Annotated in this window: 20 protein-coding genes; 9 read left to right on the top strand and 11 right to left on the bottom strand. The window is 63.3% G+C overall.

Going from position 1 to position 18,304, the window contains the following annotated elements:
• The first annotated feature begins 1 nt into the window (after position 1).
• The 3 genes from MNR02_RS15880 (at position 2) to trmB (ending at position 2,563) form a co-directional block, all read left to right on the top strand.
• Positions 2-421 (top strand): helix-turn-helix domain-containing protein, encoded by a 420-nt coding sequence (locus MNR02_RS15880; protein ID WP_241599796.1) that lies wholly within the window; start codon positions 2-4, stop codon positions 419-421.
• Between the two features lie 194 nt (positions 422-615).
• Positions 616-1,854: a methionine adenosyltransferase gene (gene metK, locus MNR02_RS15875; RefSeq protein ID WP_241599798.1), complete on the top strand. Its 1,239-nt coding sequence runs from the start codon at positions 616-618 to the stop codon at positions 1,852-1,854.
• A 7-nt stretch (positions 1,855-1,861) separates the two neighbouring features.
• A complete protein-coding gene (trmB, locus tag MNR02_RS15870) occupies positions 1,862-2,563 on the top strand; it encodes a tRNA (guanosine(46)-N7)-methyltransferase TrmB (protein WP_241947464.1) in 702 nt (233 codons plus the stop codon).
• 21 nt (positions 2,564-2,584) lie between these two features.
• Here the strand turns inward: trmB and MNR02_RS15865 are convergent, their stop codons facing one another.
• Together MNR02_RS15865 and MNR02_RS15860 are read right to left on the bottom strand one after the other, a co-directional pair.
• Positions 2,585-2,842, bottom strand: a complete 258-nt coding sequence (locus MNR02_RS15865) for a DUF1150 family protein (protein ID WP_241600692.1) — start codon at positions 2,840-2,842, stop codon at positions 2,585-2,587.
• Positions 2,843-2,974: 132 nt separating this feature from the next.
• A complete protein-coding gene (locus MNR02_RS15860; protein WP_241947463.1) occupies positions 2,975-3,406 on the bottom strand; it encodes an Hsp20 family protein in 432 nt (143 codons plus the stop codon).
• 181 nt (positions 3,407-3,587) lie between these two features.
• On the opposite strand from MNR02_RS15860, the gene MNR02_RS15855 reads away from it, so the two are divergent.
• Both MNR02_RS15855 and MNR02_RS15850 read left to right on the top strand, forming a co-directional pair.
• Positions 3,588-4,529: a nucleoside hydrolase gene (locus MNR02_RS15855; protein ID WP_241947462.1), complete on the top strand. Its 942-nt coding sequence runs from the start codon at positions 3,588-3,590 to the stop codon at positions 4,527-4,529.
• Entirely contained in the window at positions 4,529-4,888 is a 360-nt protein-coding gene (locus MNR02_RS15850; RefSeq protein ID WP_241947461.1) for a hypothetical protein, read from the top strand. The genes MNR02_RS15855 and MNR02_RS15850 overlap by 1 nt, the downstream gene beginning before the upstream one ends.
• 89 nt (positions 4,889-4,977) lie before the next feature.
• On the opposite strand, the gene MNR02_RS15845 is transcribed toward MNR02_RS15850, so the two are convergent.
• The 3 genes from MNR02_RS15845 to MNR02_RS15835 form a co-directional block, all read right to left on the bottom strand.
• Complete coding sequence (locus MNR02_RS15845) at positions 4,978-7,314, bottom strand: methyl-accepting chemotaxis protein (protein ID WP_241947460.1); 2,337 nt, start codon at positions 7,312-7,314, stop codon at positions 4,978-4,980.
• Between the two features lie 294 nt (positions 7,315-7,608).
• Positions 7,609-8,508, bottom strand: coding sequence for a ribokinase (locus tag MNR02_RS15840; protein WP_241599868.1), 900 nt, complete (start codon positions 8,506-8,508; stop codon positions 7,609-7,611).
• Positions 8,509-8,552: 44 nt separating this feature from the next.
• Positions 8,553-9,746 (bottom strand): DNA recombination protein RmuC, encoded by a 1,194-nt coding sequence (locus tag MNR02_RS15835; RefSeq protein ID WP_241599871.1) that lies wholly within the window; start codon positions 9,744-9,746, stop codon positions 8,553-8,555.
• 111 nt (positions 9,747-9,857) lie between these two features.
• On the opposite strand from MNR02_RS15835, the gene def reads away from it, so the two are divergent.
• From def to truA, 3 genes are all read left to right on the top strand, one after another.
• The gene (def, locus tag MNR02_RS15830; RefSeq protein ID WP_241599873.1) at positions 9,858-10,382 is read left to right on the top strand and encodes a peptide deformylase; all 525 of its coding nucleotides are present in this window, start codon (positions 9,858-9,860) and stop codon (positions 10,380-10,382) included.
• Between the two features lie 89 nt (positions 10,383-10,471).
• Positions 10,472-11,413 carry a methionyl-tRNA formyltransferase gene (fmt, locus tag MNR02_RS15825; RefSeq protein WP_241947459.1) on the top strand — a complete coding sequence of 314 codons (942 nt, stop codon included), beginning with the start codon at positions 10,472-10,474 and terminating at the stop codon, positions 11,411-11,413.
• Positions 11,413-12,156, top strand: a complete 744-nt coding sequence (truA, locus tag MNR02_RS15820; RefSeq protein ID WP_241599877.1) for a tRNA pseudouridine(38-40) synthase TruA — start codon at positions 11,413-11,415, stop codon at positions 12,154-12,156. Before fmt ends, truA begins: the two co-directional genes overlap by 1 nt.
• Position 12,157: 1 nt before the next feature.
• On the opposite strand, the gene MNR02_RS15815 is transcribed toward truA, so the two are convergent.
• From MNR02_RS15815 to dapD, 4 genes are all read right to left on the bottom strand, one after another.
• Complete coding sequence (locus MNR02_RS15815; protein WP_241947458.1) at positions 12,158-12,754, bottom strand: hypothetical protein; 597 nt, start codon at positions 12,752-12,754, stop codon at positions 12,158-12,160.
• Positions 12,741-13,934: a succinyl-diaminopimelate desuccinylase gene (gene dapE / locus MNR02_RS15810; RefSeq protein WP_241947457.1), complete on the bottom strand. Its 1,194-nt coding sequence runs from the start codon at positions 13,932-13,934 to the stop codon at positions 12,741-12,743. The genes MNR02_RS15815 and dapE overlap by 14 nt, the downstream gene beginning before the upstream one ends.
• A gap of 87 nt (positions 13,935-14,021) precedes the next feature.
• A complete protein-coding gene (locus MNR02_RS15805) occupies positions 14,022-14,408 on the bottom strand; it encodes a DUF805 domain-containing protein (RefSeq protein WP_241947456.1) in 387 nt (128 codons plus the stop codon).
• Between the two features lie 3 nt (positions 14,409-14,411).
• On the bottom strand, positions 14,412-15,269 hold the full coding sequence (dapD, locus tag MNR02_RS15800; RefSeq protein WP_241947455.1) for a 2,3,4,5-tetrahydropyridine-2,6-dicarboxylate N-succinyltransferase: 858 nt from the start codon (positions 15,267-15,269) through the stop codon (positions 14,412-14,414).
• 175 nt (positions 15,270-15,444) lie between these two features.
• Here dapD and MNR02_RS15795 point away from each other — a divergent pair, with 175 nt between their 5' ends.
• The gene (locus tag MNR02_RS15795; RefSeq protein ID WP_241947454.1) at positions 15,445-16,335 is read left to right on the top strand and encodes an LOG family protein; all 891 of its coding nucleotides are present in this window, start codon (positions 15,445-15,447) and stop codon (positions 16,333-16,335) included.
• Between the two features lie 86 nt (positions 16,336-16,421).
• On the opposite strand, the gene MNR02_RS15790 is transcribed toward MNR02_RS15795, so the two are convergent.
• Both MNR02_RS15790 and MNR02_RS15785 read right to left on the bottom strand, forming a co-directional pair.
• Entirely contained in the window at positions 16,422-17,387 is a 966-nt protein-coding gene (locus MNR02_RS15790) for an EF-hand domain-containing protein (RefSeq protein ID WP_241947453.1), read from the bottom strand.
• Between the two features lie 136 nt (positions 17,388-17,523).
• On the bottom strand, positions 17,524-18,219 hold the full coding sequence (locus tag MNR02_RS15785) for a pyrimidine 5'-nucleotidase (RefSeq protein WP_241947452.1): 696 nt from the start codon (positions 18,217-18,219) through the stop codon (positions 17,524-17,526).
• Between the last annotated feature and the right edge of the window lie 85 nt (positions 18,220-18,304).

Genomic DNA, 18,304 nt, shown 5'->3' with positions numbered 1-18,304 from the left:
GATGATGGAAAACAAGAAGAAGCCGAATCCGATCGACATCCATGTCGGCAGCAGAATTCGGCTTCGCAGGACCATGCTCGGTATGAGCCAGGAGAAGCTGGGCGAAAGCCTCGGCATCACCTTCCAGCAGATTCAGAAATACGAGAAGGGCACGAACCGAGTCGGCGCGAGCCGGTTGCAGAATATTTCGAGCATTCTCAATGTGCCCGTCGCATTCTTTTTCGAGGACGCACCCGGTGACACCGCTGACTCCCAGAGCGGTTTCGCCGACGCTTCCAGCTCCAACTATGTGGTGGATTTCCTGTCGTCCTCCGAGGGCCTGCAGCTGAACCGCGCCTTCGTGAAGATCACCGATCCCAAGGTGCGTCGCAAGCTCGTAGACCTCGTGAAGGCACTGGCAGCCGAAGCCGAAATCGAGTGATCGCTCTCAGCTTCACGGTCTGAAAAGGCGGTCCTTCGGGGCCGTTTTTTTTGTGCGTGCGCCGTTGGCCTATCTGGGCGCGTCGGAGAAGGAAATTTCGATATAAAGATATTCTTATGTCCTTCTGTTCTTGTTTTTGGGCGATGAAATGAATAACAACGTCGAAGTCTGTTTTCTTTGAGGGGACTTCCCGCATGCGCAGCAATTATCTCTTCACCAGCGAGTCCGTCGCCGAGGGGCATCCGGACAAGGTTTGCGACCGCATCTCCGACGAGATCGTCGATCTGGTCTATCGCGAGGCGGTGAAGTCGAAAATCGATCCTTGGTCGGTTCGCATCGCATGCGAGACGCTCGCAACCACCAACCGCGTTATCATCGCCGGTGAAGTGCGCCTGCCGCCAAGCCTTCTGAAGAAGGACAAGAACGGCCACGACGTCATCAACCCGTCGAAGTTCAAGTCCGCTGCGCGCAAGGCGATCCGTGACATCGGCTACGAGCAGGATGGCTTCCACTGGAAGACGGCGAAGATCGACGTTCTGCTGCATTCCCAGTCCGCGGATATCGCCCAGGGCGTCGATAACGCCGCCGACAGGCAGGGCGACGAGGGTGCCGGCGACCAGGGCATCATGTTCGGTTACGCCTGCCGTGAAACGGCGGAGCTGATGCCTGCGCCGCTCTACTATTCGCACCGCATCCTTCAGCTGCTCGCCGAGGCCCGCAAGAAGGGCGTGGGCGATGCCGGCAAGCTTGGACCGGATGCCAAGAGCCAGGTGACCGTGCGTTACGTCGACGGCAAGCCCGCCGACGTCGCCTCGATCGTCCTGTCCACCCAGCATCTCGATGAAAGCTGGGACTCCAAGAAGGTGCGCCAGGTCGTCGAGCCTTATATTCGCGAGGCCCTCCACGACATCAAGATCGCCGACGACTGCGTCTGGTACATCAACCCGACGGGCAAGTTCGTCATCGGTGGCCCGGATGGTGACGCCGGCCTGACCGGCCGCAAGATCATTGTGGACACCTATGGCGGGGCAGCCCCGCATGGCGGCGGCGCCTTCTCCGGCAAGGACACAACCAAGGTCGACCGTTCGGCTGCCTATGCCGCGCGCTACCTCGCCAAGAACGTGGTGGCCGCCGGCTTGGCCGACCGCTGCACGATCCAGATTTCCTATGCCATCGGCGTCGCACAGCCGCTGTCGATCTATGTCGACCTGCATGGCACGGGCAAGGTGAGCGAAGACGAGGTGGAAGCCGCGATCCGCAAGGTCATGGACCTGTCGCCGTCGGGTATCCGCCGCCACCTCGACCTCAACAAGCCGATCTATGCCAAGACGTCCGCCTATGGTCATTTCGGCCGCAAGGCCGGCCGGGACGGCTCTTTCTCCTGGGAGCGCCTCGACCTCGCCAAGGCCCTCAAGGAAGCCCTGAAGAACTGAGATCGCCATGACCGATGCAGAGCGCCGCAGCCGCGCGACCGAGGCCTTCTTCGGTCGTCGAAAGGGAAAACCGCTGAGGGAGCGGCAGGCGCATCATCTTGACACTCTGCTTCCGGCACTGAAGGTCGACCTTTCGGAACCCGCGCCGGTCGATATCGCGTCGCTCTACGATTTCAAGCCGGCGCGCGTGCGGCTCGAAATCGGTTTCGGCGGCGGCGAGCATCTCATTCATCGGGCGCAGGAAACCCCGGAGACGGCGTTCATCGGCGTCGAGCCCTTCGTCAATTCCATGGCGAAGCTCATCGGCAGCATCGAGGATACGGGCGCGAAGAACATCCGGCTCTACGATGACGATGCGACGGAACTTCTGGATTGGTTGCCGGCGGCCTCGATCGATCAGATCGATCTTCTCTATCCCGACCCATGGCCGAAGAAAAAGCACTGGAAGCGGCGCTTCGTGTCCAGGGTCAATCTGGATCGCTTTGCCCGCGTGCTGAAACCGGGCGGGCACTTCTGCTTCGCGTCCGACATCGACACCTATGTCAACTGGACGCTGATGCACTGCGGGGCGCATCCCGCTTTCGTATGGACCGCGGAGAACGCGGCCGACTGGCTGACGCCCTATGCAGGCTGGCCGGGAACGCGCTACGAGGCCAAGGCCAAGCGCGAAGGACGCAAGTCCGCCTACCTCACCTTCCGCCGTCTCTGACGGAAGGCTCCGGCTTCAGGATCAGTGGAGGCTCACGGTGCGCAGGTCGTCCTCGGCAGCCTTGTAGAAGGTGCTGGAACGATTGTCGGTCAGCAGGATCGGCGTGCCGTCGGCGCCGAACAGGGCCCACAGGTCGAGGCTGGGGTCGATTTCGGGCGCTTCGGGAAAGACGCGCGAAACTTCATCCGCCTTCATCTTCCTGATGTAGCCGACTTCGCCCTCGCCCAGATGTGCGAGATCTGCCTTCGAAACGGTGGGGGTAACGGTCTTCAGTCCCATCTTTGCCTCCATGGCAATGCCGGCAAGTGCCGGCCGCTGGGCGCCCGCGTCCATAAGGGAGCTCGGTGCGTCAGCGATCAGGTTACGCTCGAGACGGTCCGGCGGGGTGTTCCCGCAGGAACGGCTCATGATCTAGTCTGATACGGAAATGTTAATTTTCTTTACCATTCGCTGCGGTTCCGGCCGGATGAGATCGACCGAGAGAAGGCCGTTCTTCAACTCGGCACCCTCCACGCGCATGCCGTCGGCAAGGACGAATGTGCGTTGGAACTGGCGAGCGGCAATACCGCGGTAAAGATAATCCCGTTCGTTGCTGTCGGTCTGGCGGCCGCGGATGACAAGCTGGTTTTCCTCTGTCGTGACATCAAGCTCCTCCTCGGAGAAGCCCGCCACGGCCAGCGTGATGCGCAGGCGCTCCGGCGCACCCGTCGTGTCGTTCGGACGCAGCCGTTCGATATTGTAGGGGGGATAGCCATCGTTGCCCTTGGCGATACGCTCGAGGGTCTTTTCCATGGCGTCGAAGCCCAGCAGCAGCGGGCTTGCGAAAGGGGTCATGCGAGACATACATCCAGTCCTTGCTTTCAAGCGACCAAGACGGGACCCGATACCGGCACCCCGACGGAACCAATATGGTGACTGCGCGCCTGCCGCGCAAGACGCTTGCGAAGCGCGATTTCGCAAATATAGTCGCCGCTTCGTCCGCGCGGTGCTGGCGAAAATCATGAAGAGACAAGGACGAAACGGCATGTCTGAGCCAAGGAAAATCATCATCGATACGGATCCTGGCCAGGACGATGCCGCCGCGATCATGCTGGGGCTGGGCAGCCCGGAGCTCGAAATCCTCGGCATCACGACCGTGGCCGGAAATGTGCCGCTGTCGCGGACGTCTACAAATGCCCGAATCATTCTGGAGTTCTGCGGACGTACCGACATCAAGGTCTTCGCCGGCGCCGACAGGCCGATTGCCCGTCCGCTGGTGACCGCCGAGCATGTTCACGGCAAGACCGGCCTCGACGGCCCGGAACTGCACGAGCCGCAGATGCCGCTCCAGCCCCAGCATGCCGTCGACTTCATCATCGAGACGCTGAAGCGCGAGGCGGCGGGCACCGTCACGCTCTGCACCCTCGGCCCGCTCACGAACATCGCCCTGGCGCTGGAAAAGGCGCCCGAGATCGCCGGCCGCGTGCGCGAACTGGTCATGATGGGGGGTGGCTTCTTCGAGGGGGGCAACATCACGCCGGCGGCCGAATTCAACGTCTATGTCGATCCGGAGGCGGCGGCCGCCGTCTTCAAGTCCGGTATTCCGATCGTCATGATGCCGCTCGACGTCACACACAAGGTGCTGACGCTGAAGAGCCGTGTCGAAAAGCTCCGCGCCATCGGCAACCGCCCGGCGAAGGCTCTGGTAGAGATGCTCGAATTCTTCGAACGGTTCGATGTGGAGAAATACGGCTCCGACGGCGGGCCGCTGCACGATCCGACCGTCATCGCCTATCTCCTTAAACCGGACCTGTTCTCCGGTCGCGATTGCAATGTCGAGGTTGAAACCGCCTCGCCGCTCACCGCCGGAATGACGGTGGTCGACTGGTGGCAGGTCACCGGACGCAGGCACAATGCCCGGGTCATGAAGGATATCGATGCCGACGGGTTCTTCGCGCTGCTTGCCGAGCGCATCGGTCGCCTCTGATGCGGGGTCCGCGCGTTGCCAGCCCCGCGGTGGAGGCCCGTTTTCACAAGGAGATGGTGGGCCTCTATGACCGCTTCGCCGATCTCGGCTTTCGCCCCGTCCTGCTGCGCCGGTTCGTGCTGCTTAACGGCGGCGTGGCGGCGGCAAAAGAACTCGTCTTCAAGCCCGGCACGACCGGCCTGGAACGGCTGCTCGACGCGGGCAAGGCAGAGCTTTCCATGGAGGCGCTGATGCTGCGGCCGGAATATCAGCCGCTCTTCTCCGAGCTTGAACGCAAGGAAGCCACGCAACGGCTTGCCAACGCCACGCGGTCGCGTTCACGCGGGCGGCTGCAGGCGCAACCAACCCAGCCGAAGTAGCCCGGGCAGCCTCGTTACGGGCATGCCTTCGACTACAACGAAAAAGGCCGGCGTTTCCGCCGGCCTTTTGCCTGGATCGAAGGGTCGGCTCAGAACTCTTCCCAATCATCGTGGGCCAGCGCCGTGTTGCCCGCAACCTGCGGGACCGTACGGTTCGCCGCGCGGGCCGGCTGGTAGGACGCGCGCTGCGGCTGGACCTGCGGGCGGGAGGCCTGCTGTACCGGCTGCATGCCTGCCGCTGCCATCGAGCCGGAGCGGAAGCGGGCGACAAGCGACTTCAGCGTCTGGGCTTCGTCGTTCAGCGCCATGCTGGCAGCCGTGGTTTCCTCCACCATCGCGGCGTTCTGCTGCGTAACCTGGTCCATCTGGTTGACGGCGGAGTTGATTTCCTTGAGCCCCACGGCCTGTTCGGACGCGGAAGAGGAAATCTGGCGGATGAGGTCGTTGATCTGGTTCACCTGGTGGGCGATGTTTTCCAGCGCGTCGCCCGCACGGCCGACGAGGCTGACGCCGTCGCGCACCTGGGACTCCGACGTGTTGATCAGCGTCTTGATCTCCTTGGCGGCATTGGCCGAGCGTTGGGCGAGTTCGCGCACTTCCTGCGCCACGACCGCAAAGCCCTTGCCGGCTTCACCGGCGCGCGCCGCTTCCACGCCGGCATTGAGCGCCAGCAAATTTGTCTGGAAGGCGATGTCGTCGATGACGCCGATGATGTTGGAGATTTCTCGAGACGAACTCTCGATGCCATGCATCGCGTCGATCGCCTTCTGCACGACTTCGCCTGACCGGCTGGCGTCCTGGTTCGCGGTTTCGACGGACTTGGCCGCGATGCGGGCATTCTCCGCGCTGGAGTTGACCTGTGACGTCAGCTCGTCGAGAGCGGCCGCGGTCTCCTCGAGGCTTGCGGCCTGTTGCTCGGTACGGTGCGACAGGTCGGCCGCACCCTTGGAGATCTCGCTCGTACCGCCACCGATATTGCCGACGGAGGCGTTGACCGTCTGGATTGTCTCTTCAAGGCTGGCAATGGCGGAGTTGAAGTCGGTCTTCAGCTTGCCGTACTCGCCCGGGAAATCGCCGGAGAGACGGAACGCCAGGTTGCCTTCCGAGAGCTGGGCGAGGCCGTCGCCGAGACGCGCGACGATGTCGCGCTGCAAGGCGCTCGATTCCGCGCGCTCGGTTTCCGAACGGTTGCGTTCGGTTTCCGTCAGCTCGCGCTGGCGGCTGGCTTCGGCTTCGAGCGTGCGTGTGTTGGCGAGTTGGTGGCGGAACCCTTCCAGCGCCTTGGCGACGGCGCCGGTTTCATCGGACCGGTCCTGCCCGGCGACCGGCTGCGTATAGGTGCCGCCGCTCAGGGCATCGACGTCGCGGACGAGGCCGGCGAGCGGCTTCTGCACGAACGCGCGCACCGCAAGATAGAGCCCGGTCAGCACGGCAGCCAGAACGATGAGACCACCGATGATCATCATGAAGGTCTGATCCTGCACCGGCGCATTGATCGCTGCGCGCGGAACATCGACGAGCACGATCCAGGAGGTGTTGATGTCCGGCAGCGCGAAGGGGTAGACGACGCGGTCGAAGGCCGCGAGTTCGTCGAAGGTCATGTTCTCGACAAGGCCCGGCTTGCCCGTGGAGAGCGCGGACTTGACGATATCTTCGCCGATGCCTTCATAGGGTTTCATGACGAGGTCGGCGTTCGGCGCGACGAGCCAGTTGCCGGTCTGCGACAGCAGCAGCACACGCCCTTGGCCGAACGGCGTCAGCTTGCTCAGCTTGTCGGACAGGGTCTTCAGGGAGACGTCGACGCCGGTGACGCCGATACGCTTGCCACCGGAGACGACGGGAAAGGCGATGGAGGCCATGGTGAAGCCTTCGCCGGTCGAGCTTTCCTTGTAGGGCTGGGTCATCGCGCCCTTGCCCGAATTCGCCGCCAACGAATACCATTCGGCCTTGTAGTCGGATTCGAAGGTGGAAAGCCCGATGGAGCCGTCCTTGCGTTTCGTCCAGTAAGGGTTGAACGAACCATCTTTGAACGTGCCGGTTTCCAGAGATTCGCTCATCTCGCGCGACTTGCCGTCGAAGGCATTGGGCTCTTCCGCAAACCAGCTGCCGAGCGCGAAGTCGTTCTTCTCCGCATTGGCCTTGATGATATCAACCACTTCCTTGCGGTCGAAGTGACCGTTGGTGTGGCCCTGCTCGATCACGCCGGCCATCGAGCGCGCGGCGCTTGCAAGCTGCCCGATATCGGTCGCGATGTCCGACGCGATGGCTTTCGCTTCCGTATTCGCCTCGGAGTAGACGAGGCCGGCGACGCGATCTTGGCTCTGCTGGATGAGCACGGTGTTGGAGGCGAGCAGCACCAGGGCGATGATGCCGCCGGTCACTGCGATGAGCTTCGTCGCAAGCGACTTGGCCTGAAGCTTGAACATGAAATCCTCACGATAGGAAGCGTCCGCGACGGGTGTCGCGGAAAAGCACGTTCGATTGTCGGGATGAGCTCCATCATGGAGTGCGAGGCGCGCGACCTGCGTCCTGGACCACCCGGATCGCGTTTCGCGAGGCCGGGGGCGTGAGGATTTCAATACTCTGTAGAATATTAATAAAGAGCCAAATTTCGATCCTCATTGTCAGCAGGATCGCTGAATTACCGGGCGTTGCGGGCAAAACGACATCCGGTGTCCCCGTTGCGAAATCCTGCCCGCAACGGGGGTTGGGCGATGGCGTCAGACCTCCGCGTCGACGGCGTTTGCGAAGGGAATGGAAGGTTGGGCGCCGGGCTTCAGGCAGGCGAGTGACCCTGCGACGGCTGCGCGACGCAACGCGTCCTTGAAAGCGAGTCCGGCATCGAGCGAGGCGGCAAGGTAGCCGCAGAACGTGTCGCCCGCGCCCACCGTATCGACCGGCTCGATCTTGAGGCCGGCGGCCCGGTAGATCTCGTTCTTGCGGATGGCGACGACACCATCGGCGCCGAGTGTGACGATGATGGTCTGGCCGTTCTCGCCGTGGATGCGACGCATGACCGCTTCGCGCTCCTCACCGGAGAGTTCGCCCTTGCCGGCAAAGAGATCGAATTCGGTTTCGTTGGCGACAAGGATGTCGGCCGTACCGCCGAGCCTCTTGGCTTCGGCATTGAACGGCGCGATGTTGATGATCGAGACGACACCCTTCTGCCTGGCGGCGGCCAGCGCGGCCTCGATCGCTGTGGTCGGGATTTCGAATTGCAGCATCAGGTAATCGCCACGCGACATGGCGGTGACGGCGCGCCTGGCGTCCTCGTCACTGACAGTGCCGTTGGCGCCGGGAACGACGACGATCATGTTCTCGCCGTCGGGCGCGACGAGGATGTGGGCGGTGCCCGTCGCCTCGGCGGGATAGCGTACCGCGTTGAGGTCCACGGCAGCATCCGCCAGAAGCGCCAGCGCCTGGCTGCCCAGGCGGTCGTCGCCCACGGCGCCGGCCATGCGCACCATGGCCCCGGCACGGCGTGCGGCGAGCGCCTGGTTGGCCCCCTTGCCGCCGGCAGCGGTGGTGAAGCTGGTGCCCATCACCGTTTCGCCAGGTCTCGGCAGGCGTTCCGGCGTGGCGATGAGGTCCATGTTGATGGAGCCGAAGACGGTGATCATGAAAATAGCCCTTTGTCGTTTCCGCCGGACACTGCCTGAGGCAGTCAGTCCTCGTCAACCACCCTCAGCCGCGGCGGCGCCGTTCGGCCTTCTGCAACCGTATCAGCGCTCTCCGAAAGTGCGGTGACAGTTTCGAATTCCAGCTCGCCGATCCGCGCGCCGCGCCGTGTAAGCTTCTCAGTCGACGTCAAAATCAGGTCCACATCCTTCTGGGCGGAGGTGAAATGACCGTGCAGCTTGCGCACCCGGTCGTCGAGCCGCGTCAAATCGTCCATGAGACGCCCAACCTCGCCCTGGATGACATGGGCCTGCTCGCGCATGCGCTGGTCTTTCAGAAGGGCCTGCAGCACCTGCACCGACAGCATCAGTAGTGATGGCGAGACGATCACAATGCGTGCGCGGTGCGCCCGCTGCACGACGGCCTCGAAATTCTCGTGGATGCTGGCGAAGATCGATTCGGACGGCACGAACAGGAAGGCCGTGTCCTGCGTCTCGCCGGCAATCAGGTACTTTTCGGAGATATCGCGGATATGGATTTCCATGTCGCGGCGGAATTGCTGGGCAGCGACCTTCGCGGCTTCCGGCGAGCGCGCGTCCGACATGGCGTTCCAGGCCTCCAGCGGGAACTTCGCATCCACGACAAGCGGCGGCTGACCGTTCGGCATGCGGATCGTGCAGTCCGGACGCACCCCGCTGCCAAGCTGTGCCTGGAATTGATAGGCGCCGGACGGCAGCGCATCGGCAATGATGGTCTCCATGCGCGACTGGCCGAAGGCGCCGCGCGTCTGCTTGTTGGACAGAATGGCCTGAAGCCCCACCACATCCTTGGCAAGCGACTGGATGTTGGTCTGGGCGTTGTCGATAACCGCAAGCCGCTCCTGGAGGCGGCGCAGGTTCTCGTGTGTCGCCCGCGTCTGTTCGGAGATCGACTGACCGAGCCGTTGCGTCAGCCCGTCGAGCCGCGTGTTGATGGCCTGGTTCGTCTCGGATTGCTTCGCGCCGAAGACTTCGGCCATCGCCGCCACACGCCCCTGCATCTCCGTCTGCGCCTTCAGGAGTTCGGCGAAGCGCAGCTCCGCAATGCTTGCCGCCTCGCGCTGGCGCGCCTGGCTCCGGCGGGCCGAAAGCAGGCCGAAAATCAGGATCAGCGCGGCGAGCAGCAGGGCCAGCGCGGGCCCGGTTCCGCCGAGCCGGTCGAGTGTGGAGGTGAGAAGCGTATCAAGGGCAGGATCGATCATGGCGCGACCATACCATGGATGATGGCAAAAACCAGATCATACCGTGAACAAAGCCATTTTCCGGCCGCGCAAGCCGATTGAAAGCCCGAAAAAAGCAGGTTAAGGAGGCGCATGACCATCAAGCCGCTGATTATCCTTCCCGATCCGATCCTTCGCCAGGTCTCGCAGCCCATCGAGACCGTGGATGGCGAGGTCAAGAAGCTCGCCGACGACATGCTGGAAACCATGTACGACGCGCCGGGCATCGGCCTTGCCGCCATCCAGATCGGCGTTGCGCGCCGTATGCTCGTGCTCGACGTGTCGAAGGATGGCGATGAGAAGCAGCCGCTTGTCTTCATCAACCCGGAAATCGTCTCCGCCACGGATGCGCGCTCGGTTTACGAGGAAGGCTGCCTTTCTATCCCGGACTACTACGCGGAAGTCGAGCGTCCGGCGGCGATCAAGGTCAAGCATCTCGACCGCGATGGCAAGGAGAAGCTGACGGAGGCCGACGGCCTGCTGGCCACCTGCCTCCAGCACGAGATCGATCATCTGAACGGAGTGCTGTTCATCGACCATATTTCCAAGCTGAAGCGTGAAATGGTGATCCGCAAATTCACCAAGGCCGCCAAGCTGCGCGGCAGCAAGGCGCTCTGAGCGCGATTGCTGCGGCTTCGTTTTCACGCGGTTGCGGACGCGAGACCGCCTTGCGGTTTCACCGCAACCGCTTTCACGGAGGCTGACCGATGGCCCTTCGCATTATCTTCATGGGCACGCCGGACTTCTCCGTCCCGACCTTGACGGCACTGGCCGAGGCGGGCCACGAAATCGTCGCCGTCTATTCGCAGCCACCCCGCCCGGCCGGCCGCCGCGGCCTGGAGCTGGTCAAATCCCCCGTGCACCAGGCGGCCGAGCGGCTCGGCATTCCCGTCCACACACCCGTCAACTTCCGTGAGGAATCTGAGCGCGAGGCGTTCCGCGCCCTGAAGGCGGATGTCGCCGTCGTCGTAGCCTACGGCCTGCTTCTGCCGGAAGCGATTCTCACCGGCACACGCCTTGGCTGCTACAACGGCCATGCCTCTCTTCTGCCGCGCTGGCGGGGGGCAGCCCCCATCCAGCGGGCGATCATGGCGGGCGACGCCGAGACCGGCATGATGATCATGAAGATGGACAAGGGCCTCGATACCGGCCCTGTCGCACTCACCGGCCGCGTGACGATCGGCGAGGCCATGACCGCCGGCGAGCTGCACGATGCGTTGATGCAGGCCGGCGGCGCACTGATGGTCGAGGCCATGGGAAAGCTGGAGGCTGGCGATCTGCCGCTGACGCCGCAGGCGGAGGAGGGCGTGCTCTACGCCGCCAAGATCGACAAGGCCGAGACCCGTATCGATTTTTCCCGACCCGCCTGGGACGTGCACAACCATATCCGCGGCCTGTCACCGTTTCCCGGCGCATGGTTCGAACTTCCGATCGCCGGCAAGCCGGAGCGGGTGAAGGTTCTGGCGAGTGTGCTTGCGGATGAAACCAGTGTGCACCCCGCCGGCACGGTTCTCGACGATGCGCTGACCATCGCCTGCGGCAACGGCGCCGTCCGGCTGATGCGCTTGCAGAAGGCCGGCGGCAAGCCGCTCGATGCGGCCGATTTCCTGCGCGGCACACCGGTCGCACCCGGTCAGGTCCTGGCCTGATGCCGCGCTACAAGCTCGTGATCGAATATGATGGCACGCCCTATGTGGGCTGGCAGCGGCAGGACAATGGTCCCTCCGTGCAAGGCGCCATCGAGGCGGCGATCCTGTCGCTGACCGGCGAGACCGTCTCGATCCGCGGTGCGGGGCGCACGGATTCGGGCGTGCATGCGACAGGGCAGGTCGCCCATGCGGACCTGACGCGCGACTGGAAGGAACACACGCTCCGCAACGCCCTCAACGCCCATCTTGGCATGGCCGGCGAGCGCGTCGCGATTCTCGATGCAGCACAGGTGCCCGACGATTTCGATGCGCGCTTCTCCGCGAAGAAGCGGCACTATCTCTACCGCATCATCTCGCGCAAGGCGCCGCTGGCGCTGGAGGCGAACCGCGCCTGGTTTGTCGCCAAAGACCTCGATCACGAGGCCATGCATGCGGCTGGCCAGATGCTCGTAGGCAGGCACGACTTCACGACGTTCCGCGCGGCCCAGTGCCAGGCAAACAGCCCGGTGCGCACCATCGACCGGCTGGAGGTAACGCGCAGCGGCAATCTCATCGAGATGCGCGTCTCCGCGCAAAGCTTCCTGCACAACCAGATCCGTTCCTTTGCCGGGACGCTGAAGCTGGCGGGCGAGGGCAAGTGGACGGCGGATGATGTGCGTGCGGCGCTGGAGTCCCGCGACCGCAAGGCCTGCGGCCCCGTGGCGCCGCCGGACGGCCTTTACTTCATGGCCGTCGATTACTGAGCTAGACCGGCATCGTGCCGAGAAGGCGCTGAAGCTCCTGGCCGACGATCATCGGCGGCAGCACGAAGATCGCCGTGATGGCCGCTGCCAGAAGCGTCTGCTTGCCGACGCACATCCAGACGAGCCGATACTGCAGCACGACACTGGCTCCGAAGACCACGTAGAGAAGCAGGCCGGCAAACGGCGCGCTGGTGGGCAGCACGAGTGTCAGCGCAAAGGGCACGGCGGCAGCATAGGCAAAGGGGATCGCAACCCAGTTGCTCGCGGTCACCAGCGTTGCGAGATAGTTGCCATAGCCCAGCGGGCGGGCAAGCACTGCCAGCAATACGAGCGGCAGCATCCAGCCGACGACATCGATAACGGCGAGTTTCACCAGGAAATTGAGACCGGCGGGCGTATCGGCGGGCATGGCGGCGAGATAGTAGAGCCGCCACGACGCCCAGATCACCGCAAAGGCCGGCAGGCACCACACGATCGCCCAGAACGACCGCGTGAAGCCGCGCATCGTCAGGTCCAGCCAGCCGAAGCCTTCCTGCTTCTGGCGAAGCAGCAGAACGACGCCGGTAAGATAGTGGAGAACCTCGTCAAGCCCGGGCATTGTCGAACCAACGTTCGATGAAGGTCTCGTAGATCACCGTCAGCGTCTCGAGATCGGCGACGGCCACGCGTTCGTCCACCATATGCATGGTCTGGCCGACAAGGCCGAACTCCACGACCGGGCAATAGTCCTTGATGAAGCGGGCATCGGAGGTGCCGCCGGTCGTCGAAAGCTTCGGCGCCCGGCCGGTTACCGCTTCTACCGCGCCCGATAGCGAGGCGATCAGCTGGTTGTTGCGCGTAAGGAAGACATGGCTGGGGCGTTCGGCCCAGGCGATATCGTAGCGCACGGGGTCGCGCCCGGGACGCAGCCGCTCATCGGCGGCCGCGGCATCGAGCCGGCGCACGATCTCATTCATCACGGTCTCGGCCGTCCAGACGTCGTTGAAGCGGATGTTGAAGCTGGCGGTTGCCTTGCCCGGCACGACATTGGTGGCGCGGTTGCCGATGTCGATGGTCGTGACTTCGAGGTTCGACGGCTGGAAGTTCTCCGTGCCGGCGTCGAAGGGCGGATGCATCAGGGCGTCCGTCAGCGCGACGATGCCGCGCACGGCATTGTCGGCGAGGTGCGGATAGGCGGCATGCCCCTGCACGCCGTGCACCGTCACGGTGCCGGAGACGGAGCCGCGCCGGCCGATCTTGATCATGTCGCCGAGCTGGTCGGGATTGGTCGGCTCGCCCACGAGGCAGGCATCCCAGCGCTCGCCGCGGGCGGCTGCCCATTCGAGCAGCTTGATCGTGCCGTTGACGGCCGGACCTTCCTCGTCGCCGGTGATGAGGAAGGAGACGGAACCCTTCGGCGGACCGTGCTTCTCGATATGGCGCGCGACGGCGGCGACGAAGCAGGCAATGCCGCCCTTCATGTCCACGGCGCCGCGGCCGAACATCTCGCCGCCTGCGATCTCCGCGCCGAACGGATCATGCGTCCAGGCAGCCTCGTCGCCGACAGGGACGACATCGGTATGGCCCGCAAACATCAGGTGCGGACCGCCGGTGCCGATGCGGGCATAGAGGTTCTCGATATCGGGCATTCCTGGCTCGCTGGCCACCATGCGCTCCACCGTGAAACCGAGCGGCTCCAGCATGGCGGCAAGGGCCGTCAGCGCGCCGCCCTCGGCGGGCGTCACGGACGGGCAGCGGATCAGGGTGGCGAGATTGGCAATCGGGTCGACAGAGGTCATGGGCATGCGATCACGGCACGAAACAGAGGGAATCGAGATGTAGCCCATCGTTCGCAAGCTGTCACGCGTGGCTGGAGCGCGTGCTGCTCAGTCCTTCGGATGGTCAGGGATGTTCCCATATTCGTTCGGCCCGCGGGTGCCGGGCCAGGTAAGAAACACGAAGAGCGCGAAGAAGGAAAGCGCGGGAACGAAGAGGCAGAGGATGAGCGGGGCCGGCAGGTTCATGTCGTGCAATCGCTTGATCGAAAGCATCAGCGAGGAGATGGTCGAGAGGACCGCGGCCAGGATAAACACGAGAGCCCACAGGATGAAGGACGGATGATCCTTGGACACGGTGAGGACGCGCGTGAAGGCAGCCGACATCACCATAAGCCAGAAGGCCCAGCCGAGCGCATGGGGCGCGCGGCTGAGGCGACCCGACCAGCCGAAGAAGAGCCAGGCGAGACGCGGTCTCTGCTCTTCAACGGCTGTCACGGCTCAATCCCGGAGCAGTTCGTTGATGCCGGTCTTCGAACGGGTCTGGGCATCCACGCGCTTGACGATGACGGCGCAATAGAGGCTCGGCGCAGGCAGGCCGTTCGGCATGGTCTTGTCGGATGGCATGGAGCCGGCGACGACGACCGAATAGGGCGGCACTTCGCCATAGGTCACTTCACCGGTGGCGCGATCAACGATCTTGGTCGACTTGCCGATGAAGACGCCCATGCCGAGTACCGAGCCTTCACGCACGATACAGCCTTCAACGACTTCCGAGCGGGCGCCGATGAAGCAATTGTCCTCGATGATGGTCGGGCCGGCCTGCATCGGTTCCAGTACGCCGCCGATGCCGACGCCGCCGGACAGGTGCACATGCTTGCCGATCTGCGCGCAGGAGCCGACCGTCGCCCAAGTGTCGACCATCGTGCCTTCGCCGACATAGGCGCCGAGATTGACGAAGGAGGGCATCAGGATCGCGTTGGGCGCAATATAGGCCGAACGGCGCACGACGCAGTTCGGCACGGCGCGGAAGCCGGCCTTCTCGAATTCGTTGACGCTCCAGCCGTCGAATTTGGAGGGCACCTTGTCCCACCAGGACGAATCGCCCGGGCCGCCCTTGACGATTTCCATCGGGTTGAGGCGGAAGGAGAGCAGCACGGCTTTCTTGAGCCACTGGTTCACCGTCCAGTTGCCGTCGGCGCCGCGTTCGGCGACACGCACCTTGCCCGCATCGAGCAGGTTGAGCGCTGTTTCCACAGCGTCGCGGATTTCGCCGCGCGTGCTGGTGCTGACACCGTCGCGTTCCTCGAAGGCGCGTTCGATGGTTGCGGAAAGGGTGGCGAGATCGGACGTGCTCATCGGAATTCCTTAAACTTCGACGCTTATTTTCGCTTGTCGGGAGGCCGGAAGGTCGATTTCATCAATCAGCGAAATGCTCTAGAGCAAGTGCCGGAAAAGATGAAGCCCTTTTCCGGCAGATACTGTCGCACGGACGCAATGGTGATTCCGCGCGGCGGCAAGACAGGAAAGAGTGATGGCAAGACTGAAGAAAAAGAATCTGCGCCGCAAGGATGGCGTGTGGGATCCGTTGGCCGACAGCGCGCAGGACAAGCATCGCGCCGCCGTCGTGCCCCAGACGCCGCAATCGGCTCATCCGGCCTATCGGCTTGCCTATGTCGACGACGATTTCCTTTGCCGCGAGGAACTGCGGCCCGTGCGCCTCCAGCTGGAACTCCTGAAGGTGGAGATGATGCTGGCCGAGCACGGCATCAAGTCGACCATCGTCATGTTCGGCGGTGCGCGCATTCCTGCCCCCGGCCAGGATGCCTGGGCGGCCCGCAACGAGACGCAGCGCGCCAATCTGGAGGCGGCCTCGGTCTACTACGAGGAAGCGCGCAAGTTCGCGCGCATGTGCTCTGAGAAATCGGCGGAACTCGGCTTCAAGGAATATGTCGTCGTCACCGGCGGCGGGCCGGGCGTGATGGAAGCAGGCAACCGCGGCGCCGCCGATGTCGGTGCGCCGTCCATCGGCCTCAACATCGTGCTGCCGCACGAGCAGGCGCCGAACCCCTATGTCACGCCGGAACTCAGCTTCAACTTCCACTATTTCGCGATCCGCAAGATGCATTTCCTGCTGCGCGCCAAGGCCGTCACGGTGTTCCCGGGCGGCTTCGGCACGCTTGACGAGCTGTTCGAGACGGTCACGCTGATGCAGACCGGGCGCATGGCGCTGGTTCCGCTCATCCTGTTCGGCAAGGAATTCTGGCACAAGATCATCGATTTCGATGCGCTGGCCGCCTTCGGCACCATTGCGCCCGGCGATGTCGAGCTCCTGGAATTCGTCGAGACGGCCGAAGAGGCCTGGGACATCATCGTGAAGTTCTACGAGAAGCTCGAAGCCGAGCAGGCTGTGGCCGAAGCCTGACACGAGGCAAGCTGTACACTGCCGCCAATAAAAGACGCCCCGGCATGGCCGGGGCGTTTCAGTTGGACGTGCTGGCAGGGAATGCTCTATTTTTTGTGGTGCTTCATGACCATTTCGTCGGCAGTGATGAAGCCGTCGCCGTTGCGGTCGCGCTGCTTGAAGAGAGCGGCGGCGGCCGTTTCCATCTCGGCCTTCGTCAGGACACCGTTCTTGTCGGTGTCGGCGCGCTCGAACATACGTGCACCCATCCGGTCGATACGCGCGTCACGCATCGCCTGACGCGCGGCGTCCTTGGCTTCGCCATCGGTCGCCTTGACCGCACGAAACGCCTTGCGGGCATCCCGGAACGCTTCACGCTTGGCGTCGACTTCCGCCTTGGTCACTTCGCCGTTCTTGTCCGTATCGAACCGCTCGAAGTTTGCCGTGGCATAGGCGAGCATCTCGGCCTGCGAGATCTTGCCGTCCTTGTCGGTATCGACGCGCTCCAGCATGCGCTGCGCACGCTCTTCGCTCTTCTTGCCGTGCCACTTGCCCTTGCCGCCGGCGCGGACATCCGCCACGTCGATGGCGCCATCCTTGTTGGTGTCGCGGCGTTGGAAGATCGTCTCGGCGGCAGCCATAACTTCGGCTTCCGAAAGCGTGCCATTTTTATCGGTATCGGCGCGGTCGAACATTTTGCCGGCACCGGGCAGCATGTAGGGGCCACCGGCGCGCAGTGTCTCGCGGGCCTTGTCCTTGTCGGTATCGGCGGCGGCGCGGATCGCCTTGCGGGCATCCTTGAACGCGGCGTGGCGAGCCTTGATCTCATCCTTCGTCACCTGCCCGTCGCCATTGGCGTCGAAGGCCTTGAAGGCGTTGGCGGCATTGGCCTTGAATTCGGCAAGCGTCACCTTGCCGTCCTTGTCGGTGTCGAGCCGCTCGATCATCGCGATATGACGGGCATGATGCTTGTCGTGCTTGCCTTCGTGCTTTGCGGCGAAGGCAGGGGCGGCGATGCCCGAGAAGATAAGGCTGGCGGCAACGGCGCCGAGAAGGAGTTCCTTTTTAGCCATGGTCGTTCCTTTCATCCATTGTCGTCCCTTGGGAGCGCAGGATAGAGGGAAAGCCGAACGTGGCCAGTTACAAATTGGTAATTGAACCCTTTGGCGGGAAAGGGTTTTTTCCGTGTCGGGAATGTGGCCGCTCTCGTCAGAGAAGCGCGTTGAGGAAGGCCGTAAGGTCGGACGTCGCATAATCGATATGCTTGTCCTCTTCCGAGCGCTTCTCCCAGGCATCCACGAATTCGTGGTTGTCGTTTTGCGGAATGAGCAACACCGTCTTCATGCCGAGCGTCTTCGGCACGAGAAGATTGCGCGGCAGGTCTTCGAACATCACGGCCTGCTGCGTCTCGATCCGGTGCAGCGCCATGAACTTGTCATAGGTCGCGCCCGCGGGCTTGGGCATGTATTCGGCCGCCACGATGTCGAAGACATCGTCGAAATGGTCGAGGATGCCGAGTGCCTTCGCGGCCATCTCGGCATGCTTTACGCTGCCATTGGTGAAGATGAACTTGCGGCCCGGCAGTGCCCGGATCGCCTCGCCGAGCGACAGGTCGGGCGACAGCACGCCGTAGTCGATGGCATGCGCCTTTTCCAGGAAATCCAGGGGGTCGATATTGTGATGGAGCATCAGCCCCTTCAGCGTCGTGCCGTGGTCGTAATAATACTGCTTTTGCAGGGCGCGCGCATCTTCGCGCGACAGACCGAGCAGCGCCGAGACATAGGCCGTCATGTTCTTGTCGATCTGGGCGAAGAGATCGACGTGATGCGGATAGAGCGTGTTGTCGAGGTCGAAGACCCAGTCACGCACATGGGCGAAGTCGGCTTTGTTCGGAAGATCGGTCATGGCTGCCTTATGCCATGGGCCCGCGCGGCGGCAAACGGAAATTTCAGGCACCGCTTTCGCCGGAGATGGATTTGCCGAAACCGCC

It is taken from the genome of Shinella sp. H4-D48, from assembly GCF_022637395.1.
In the GTDB taxonomy this organism is placed as follows: domain Bacteria; phylum Pseudomonadota; class Alphaproteobacteria; order Rhizobiales; family Rhizobiaceae; genus Shinella; species Shinella sedimenti.
The sequence above is the reverse complement of the archived record's forward strand: the minus strand, read 5'-3'. Positions and strand labels throughout refer to the sequence as shown.

Bases quoted from the DNA above. Each gene is read 5' to 3' on its own strand.
- MNR02_RS15840 (WP_241599868.1), bottom strand. From the start codon at position 8,508: ATGATCACCGTCTTCGGCTCCATCAACATGGACCTCATCGCCACGCCG.
- MNR02_RS15835 (WP_241599871.1), bottom strand. From the start codon at position 9,746: ATGATCGATCCTGCCCTTGATACGCTTCTCACCTCCACACTCGACCGG.
- MNR02_RS15850 (WP_241947461.1), top strand. From the start codon at position 4,529: ATGCGGGGTCCGCGCGTTGCCAGCCCCGCGGTGGAGGCCCGTTTTCAC.
- MNR02_RS15880 (WP_241599796.1), top strand. From the start codon at position 2: ATGATGGAAAACAAGAAGAAGCCGAATCCGATCGACATCCATGTCGGC.
- fmt (WP_241947459.1), top strand. From the start codon at position 10,472: ATGGCCCTTCGCATTATCTTCATGGGCACGCCGGACTTCTCCGTCCCG.
- def (WP_241599873.1), top strand. From the start codon at position 9,858: ATGACCATCAAGCCGCTGATTATCCTTCCCGATCCGATCCTTCGCCAG.
- MNR02_RS15815 (WP_241947458.1), bottom strand. From the start codon at position 12,754: ATGCCCGGGCTTGACGAGGTTCTCCACTATCTTACCGGCGTCGTTCTG.
- MNR02_RS15860 (WP_241947463.1), bottom strand. From the start codon at position 3,406: ATGTCTCGCATGACCCCTTTCGCAAGCCCGCTGCTGCTGGGCTTCGAC.
- MNR02_RS15845 (WP_241947460.1), bottom strand. From the start codon at position 7,314: ATGTTCAAGCTTCAGGCCAAGTCGCTTGCGACGAAGCTCATCGCAGTG.
- MNR02_RS15790 (WP_241947453.1), bottom strand. From the start codon at position 17,387: ATGGCTAAAAAGGAACTCCTTCTCGGCGCCGTTGCCGCCAGCCTTATC.
- dapE (WP_241947457.1), bottom strand. From the start codon at position 13,934: ATGACCTCTGTCGACCCGATTGCCAATCTCGCCACCCTGATCCGCTGC.
- MNR02_RS15795 (WP_241947454.1), top strand. From the start codon at position 15,445: ATGGCAAGACTGAAGAAAAAGAATCTGCGCCGCAAGGATGGCGTGTGG.
- trmB (WP_241947464.1), top strand. From the start codon at position 1,862: ATGACCGATGCAGAGCGCCGCAGCCGCGCGACCGAGGCCTTCTTCGGT.
- MNR02_RS15785 (WP_241947452.1), bottom strand. From the start codon at position 18,219: ATGACCGATCTTCCGAACAAAGCCGACTTCGCCCATGTGCGTGACTGG.
- dapD (WP_241947455.1), bottom strand. From the start codon at position 15,269: ATGAGCACGTCCGATCTCGCCACCCTTTCCGCAACCATCGAACGCGCC.
- metK (WP_241599798.1), top strand. From the start codon at position 616: ATGCGCAGCAATTATCTCTTCACCAGCGAGTCCGTCGCCGAGGGGCAT.
- MNR02_RS15855 (WP_241947462.1), top strand. From the start codon at position 3,588: ATGTCTGAGCCAAGGAAAATCATCATCGATACGGATCCTGGCCAGGAC.
- MNR02_RS15865 (WP_241600692.1), bottom strand. From the start codon at position 2,842: ATGGGACTGAAGACCGTTACCCCCACCGTTTCGAAGGCAGATCTCGCA.
- truA (WP_241599877.1), top strand. From the start codon at position 11,413: ATGCCGCGCTACAAGCTCGTGATCGAATATGATGGCACGCCCTATGTG.